The sequence below is a fragment of the Flavobacterium sp. HJJ genome, assembly GCF_015351475.1.
Taxonomy (GTDB): domain Bacteria; phylum Bacteroidota; class Bacteroidia; order Flavobacteriales; family Flavobacteriaceae; genus Flavobacterium; species Flavobacterium marginilacus.
In genome coordinates, this window is record NZ_JADKPR010000020.1 from 94,679 (window position 1) to 101,032 (window position 6,354).

Below are 6,354 nucleotides of genomic sequence, written 5' to 3' on the forward strand. Positions count from 1 at the left end.
AATTATAATTTAAGATGGCGGAAATTAAACCAGCTGAAATTTCAGCGATATTAAGAAAGCAAGTAGAAGGTTTTGAGTCTGGTGCTACACTAGAGGAAGTGGGTACAGTACTTCAAGTTGGAGATGGTATTGCTCTTATTTATGGGCTTTCAAATGTTCAATACGGTGAGTTAGTTGAATTCGAAAACGGATTAGAAGCAATCGTTTTGAACCTTGAACAAGATAATGTTGGGGTAGTACTTTTAGGACCTTCAACAGGAATCAAAGAAGGATCTACAGCAAAAAGAACACAACGTATCGCTTCTCTTAAAACAGGAGAAGGAATGGTAGGACGTGTAGTAAACACTCTTGGTTTTCCAATTGATGGAAAAGGACCAATCGGTGGTGAATTATTCGAAATGCCTTTGGAAAGAAAAGCTCCTGGAGTTATCTTCCGTCAGCCGGTAACTGAACCATTGCAAACAGGTGTAAAAGCAGTTGATGCTATGATCCCAGTTGGACGTGGACAGCGAGAGCTTGTTATTGGTGACCGTCAGACAGGAAAATCTACTGTTTGTATCGATACCATCTTAAATCAAAAAGAATTTTATGATGCAGGTAAACCTGTATTTTGTATATATGTAGCAATTGGTCAAAAAGCTTCTACAGTTGCAGGAATTGCAAAAACATTAGAAGAGAAAGGAGCAATGGCTTATACAGTGATCGTAGCAGCAAATGCTTCTGATCCAGCTCCAATGCAAGTTTATGCTCCTTTCGCAGGTGCTGCAATTGGAGAATATTTTAGAGATTCAGGCCGTCCGGCTTTAATCGTTTATGATGATTTGTCTAAACAAGCTGTTGCTTACCGTGAGGTTTCTCTTTTATTAAGAAGACCACCAGGACGTGAAGCATATCCTGGAGACGTTTTCTACTTACACTCCCGTTTATTAGAAAGAGCTTGTAAAGTTATCGCTGATGACAGTATTGCTAAAGACATGAACGATTTACCAGATTCTTTGAAAGGAATTGTAAAAGGCGGAGGTTCTTTGACTGCATTGCCAATTATCGAAACTCAAGCGGGTGACGTATCTGCATATATACCAACAAACGTAATTTCGATTACTGACGGACAGATTTTCTTGGATGGAGATTTGTTTAATTCTGGGGTTCGTCCTGCAATTAACGTAGGTATTTCTGTATCTCGTGTTGGAGGTAATGCTCAAATTAAATCAATGAAGAAAGTATCAGGTACTTTGAAATTAGATCAAGCACAATTCCGTGAATTGGAAGCTTTTGCTAAATTCGGTTCTGATCTTGATGCTGTAACATTGAACGTAATTGAAAAAGGAAAAAGAAACGTTGAAATCTTGAAACAAGGTTTGAATGATCCTTATACAGTTGAAGACCAAATTGCAATTATCTATGCTGGATCTAAAAACTTATTGAGAAATGTTCCTGTGAACAAAGTGAAAGAATTTGAGAAAGATTTCTTGGAATTCTTGAACAACAAGCACAGAGCTACTCTTGATGCTTTAAAAGCAGGAAAATTAACAGATGAAATTACAGATGTACTTGAAACTGTTGCAAAAGAAATTTCAGCGAAATATAACTAATTTTAGTTGATGGTTGTTGGTTGATTGTTGCTGGATTTATCCAAGTAAACTATCAACCAACAACTAACAACCAACAACTATAAAAAAATGGCAAATTTAAAGGAAATCCGTAATAGAATTACTTCCATTTCATCTACGATGCAGATTACATCGGCGATGAAAATGGTTTCTGCAGCAAAGCTAAAGAAAGCACAAGATGCGATCACTGCAATGCGCCCTTATGCCGAAAAATTAACGGAATTATTGCAAAATCTTTCTGCTTCACTTGATGGTGATGTTGGAGGAGAATTTACTACACAGCGTGAAGTAAAAAAAGTATTAATTGTAGCAATCACTTCTAACAGAGGTTTGTGCGGTGCTTTTAACACGAATGTAATTAAGGAAGCTAAAAACCGTTCTGAATATTATGCAGGTAAACAAGTAGATGTTTTTGCTATCGGAAAAAAAGGAAACGATATTTTATCTAAAACGTCAACTGTAATTGACAATCAAAGTGCAATTTTTGATAATTTAACTTTTGACAATGTTGCGGTTATTGCAGATACATTGACTCAAAAATTTGTTTCGGGTGAATATGACAAAATTGAATTGGTTTACAATCAATTTAAAAATGCTGCTACTCAAATCGTTCAGGTAGAACAGTTTTTGCCACTAGCACCTATTCAATCTGATAAAGCAGTATCTAATGGGGATTACATTTTTGAACCTGCAAAGGAAGAAATTGTAATGACGTTAATTCCAAAAGCTTTGAAAACACAATTGTATAAAGGTATTCGTGATTCATTTGCATCAGAGCATGGAGCACGTATGACTGCAATGCATAAAGCAACTGATAATGCAACTGATTTGAGAGATCAATTAAAATTGACTTACAATAAAGCACGTCAGGCAGCAATTACAAATGAGATCTTAGAAATTGTTGGTGGTGCCGAGGCTTTGAAAGGTTAATGTAAAATAAAGTAATGAAAAAAGAGCCCAAAAGGCTCTTTTTTTATGCTTTGTTTTTAAGGGAACAATAGCTTTATAATCCCACTGCTCTATTTTTTAAGAGGTTTATCTTAGCTTTTCCCCTTGCTTTGTTTTTTTATATGGGAACAAATAGCTTTATAGTCCCTAAGCTCTTTTTTAAAGGGTAATTTAGCTTTTCCCCTTGCTTCGTTTTTTTATATGGGAACAAATAGCTTTATAGTCCCTAAGCTCTTTCTTTAATGGGGTGTGTTTAGCTTTTCCCTGTACTTTGTTTTTTTAAGGGGACAATTAGCTTTATAAACCCCTAATTTTATACTAACAAATTACAGATAATAATTTGGGTTGTACAATACCCACTTTTAGTGATTTTTTAATTAATTATGTTAATTTTTCAGTTTATTAAACCAATCCTTGTTTATTCCACAAATCATAATATTTTCCTTTTTGCTCGATTAAGGCAACATGATTTCCGGTTTCGATTATAGTTCCATTTTCCATTACCAAAATAGTATCTGCATTGGCAATTGTACTTAATCGATGGGCTATTACGATAACTGTTTTTCCTTGTGATTTATAATTATCAATAACTTGTTTTATAATTTGTTCGGCACTAGTGTCTAATGAAGAGGTGGCTTCATCCATTAATAAAATTTCTGGATTTTTGTATAAAGCTCTAGCAATTGCTATTCTTTGTTTTTGTCCACCCGAAAGCATGGCGCCATTTTCGCCAATTTGGGTTTCAAAACCGTTTGGTAGTTTCTCTACAAAAGAAGTAATTCCTAACTGCTTAGACAAATCTAAAACCCTTTGTATATTGGGGAAAGAATCTCCTAAAGCTATGTTTTCTATAATATTTCCTGAAAACAAATTGAGTTGTTGCGGAATAACACCAATGCAATTTCGCAAACTTTGATAATGAATAAATTGTGCATCATAATCACCAATGTATATTTCCCCTTCTTTTATAGGATACAAATTTTGCAAAAGCGAAATCAGCGTTGTTTTACCACTTCCGCTTTCACCTACAATGGCAGTTGTTTCATTTTTTTTGAAAACAGCATTAAAATTTTTGAATACTTCTGTTCGTGAACCATATCGAAAAGACACATTCTCAAATGTTATGTCACCAATATTTTCTTTTTGTAAGGGTACTTTGTTTTCGGTTTCTTCCCGTTCTAAATCCATTATTTCAAAAAGGCGATCTGCTGCTATTAATGCATTTTGAGCGGTTTTATTCATCCCAATCAAGGAGGCAACTGGAGATGTAAAATATCCAATTAATGCATAAAACGAGAATAATTCTCCTGGAGTGATTTCTCTATCAATAACATAACCAGAACCAATCCACATTAAAATAACGGTAAAAATTGAAGCCAAAAACTGGGTAGAAGTTGTTGCAAAAATTCCATTTAAACCAGATTTGTAAGTGGTAAACAATAATTTCACAAATTTGTTTTCGGTTTTTAAATTAGAAAATTCTTCAATTCCAAATTCTTTTACAGTTCTAATATGTGTTACACTTTCTACTAACTGTGTTTGTAGTTCTGCAGCATTTTCCATAATGTTCCGTTCTACTTTTTTGTTGAATTTATTCAAAATAAAATAAATTAAGGAATAAAACGGAATTACCAGCAAGATTACTAAAGCCAATTTCCAGTAGTAAGTGAACATTAACGTAAATGAAAAAATAACAATGAATAGATTTACAATCATATCAATGGCAACTTCGTTGATGAAGGATCTAATTTTGACAGCATCATTTATTCGAGACGTTATTTCTCCAATTTGCATAGTATCAAAAAACTGTTGTGGTAAATGCAGTAAATGTTTGTAGTACCCCAAAATCAATTTAGCATCAATAAGTTGTCCTGTTTTCATTACAAAAACACTCTTTTTTGACCCAATGTATCCTTGTAGCAAAATAATGGCAATCATAGAAACACTCAATAAATTGAGTAATTTTCTATTGCCTTCGACCAAAACATAATCTGTTATTTTTTGAATATAAATGGACATGGCTAATCCCAAAACGGTAAAAAGAATGGCACCAACCAAAGCTTGAATCAAAATGGTTTTATGTGGCTGAACCAAATCCCAGAAACGTTTTATTGGGGATATCTTTTCGTTGTATGTTCTAAAATCATTATTTGGGGCAAAAAGCACTAAAACTCCTGACCATATTTTTTGAAATTCTTCAAAAGTATAGGTTTCCATTTTTCCAAAAGCGGGATCCATTACTTCTATTTTATCTTTACCAACGGAATAAATTACCATGTAATGATGTAATTGTTTCTTTATGACAACATGCGCAATAGCAGGAAGCGGAATTTTATCGATAGCGTCCATACCTCCTTTGACACCTTTGGCGTAAAAGCCCATTTTTTCGGCAGCTTCTATAATTCCCAATACATTTGTCCCTCTTTTATCAGTATTGGCATATTGACGAATGCGCGCTATAGGTAGATTAACGTTGTAATGATTTCCAATAGAAGCGAGACAAGCAGCGCCACAATCTTTAATATCATGTTGTTTAATTTTTATTGAGGCCATTAAAAGAATATAGATAAGAGATAAAAGATTTTATCAGAATTAGAGTATTGATTTTGAATATGTATTCTCAAATAGAGAATACATATTAGTTCTGTAGGTTTGAAGCTAATTGTTTAGGATTTAACCAATCATCAATTTTATCGAATAACAAGTCAAACAAACTTCTTCTAGTAATAATGTATCGTGTGGTTAGGGTCATTCCCTTGGTTACTTGTGTTTTGTAACCCGATTGCAAATTCATTGTTGTTGTATTTAAAGCAGATCGTACTTTAAAAAAAACTTGTTCACCTTGAATAGTAATATTATGGTCAATGTCGATTACTTTCCCTTCCAGTAATCCCCATTGGTTGTAGTTGAAAGCATCGATTTGAAATTTTACTTTTTGGTTTTTTTGTATCAGCCCAATATCGTTTGGCGAAACTGTATTTTCTACAATTAATTTATCAGTAGCCGAAATGGTAGCAATAGCTTGTGAAGCATTCAAGAAAGAACCCGTTTGTATGCCCGAATAATTTTCAATCGTACCGGTTAGTGGCGCAATGATGTAATAATTATGAGATTCGACTCTTATGTTTTCGAGTTTGCCTTCTAAGTTTTTTAGTTGTATCTCAAGATCTCTTTTTTTGTTTTCCCAAATACTGAGTTGGTTTTTTTCATAAGTTGACACTGCTTGTTTTGAAAAAGTAAGCTCAAAATTGTATTTTTCAAATTCTGCTTGGGCAATTACTCCTTTGTCATAAAGCGTTTTATTTCGATCAAAATTAGATTTTGCCTGTGTAATTTTGCTTTGCAATTCCGTTTTTTTACTCAAATAACTATACCATTCCTGTTGAATGTCTGGAGTTTTTATCAGAGTGTTTTTCCCTAAAACTACAAGTGATAAATCCTGAATACGAGATTGCAAATCGACTGCTAATTCCTTATTGGTTGCTTTTTCGGTATCTAAATTTTCTTGTGTGAGACGCACTAGTGTATCGCCTTGGCGTACCACTTGATTGTTCTTGAGTTTCACAAAAGTAACTTTGCCATTGACCAAACTGCTCAACGGAACATTATCTGTCGTACTGCGAATCATACCTCGACTCTGACTGCTAATGTCAATTTTGATTATAGGAAGTAATATCAGAAAAAAGAGTATGGCTAAAATAAGTATCAAATAGATGGAAATACTCTTGGTTTTGTTTTTGGCAATAAGGTTTTCAATGTTATTTATTGGGTCTGAACTGAAGTTGTTCATAGTAGA

4 protein-coding genes are annotated in these 6,354 nt (G+C 33.8%); 2 read left to right on the forward strand and 2 right to left on the reverse strand.

The window, feature by feature from the left end; all coding sequences use genetic code 11:
* The first annotated feature begins 14 nt into the window (after positions 1–14).
* Both atpA and atpG read left to right on the forward strand, forming a co-directional pair.
* Positions 15–1,592 carry a F0F1 ATP synthase subunit alpha gene (gene atpA, locus IRZ80_RS15705; RefSeq protein WP_194642528.1) on the forward strand — a complete coding sequence of 526 codons (1,578 nt, stop codon included), beginning with the start codon at positions 15–17 and terminating at the stop codon, positions 1,590–1,592.
* An 87-nt stretch (positions 1,593–1,679) separates the two neighbouring features.
* Positions 1,680–2,540, forward strand: coding sequence for an ATP synthase F1 subunit gamma (atpG, locus tag IRZ80_RS15710; protein ID WP_194642529.1), 861 nt, complete (start codon positions 1,680–1,682; stop codon positions 2,538–2,540).
* A 420-nt stretch (positions 2,541–2,960) separates the two neighbouring features.
* On the opposite strand, the gene IRZ80_RS15715 is transcribed toward atpG, so the two are convergent.
* Both IRZ80_RS15715 and IRZ80_RS15720 read right to left on the reverse strand, forming a co-directional pair.
* A complete protein-coding gene (locus tag IRZ80_RS15715) occupies positions 2,961–5,111 on the reverse strand; it encodes a peptidase domain-containing ABC transporter (RefSeq protein WP_194642530.1) in 2,151 nt (716 codons plus the stop codon).
* Between the two features lie 85 nt (positions 5,112–5,196).
* Positions 5,197–6,354 (reverse strand): HlyD family secretion protein (locus tag IRZ80_RS15720; protein ID WP_317174778.1); only part of this gene is annotated, 1,158 nt, incomplete at its 5' end.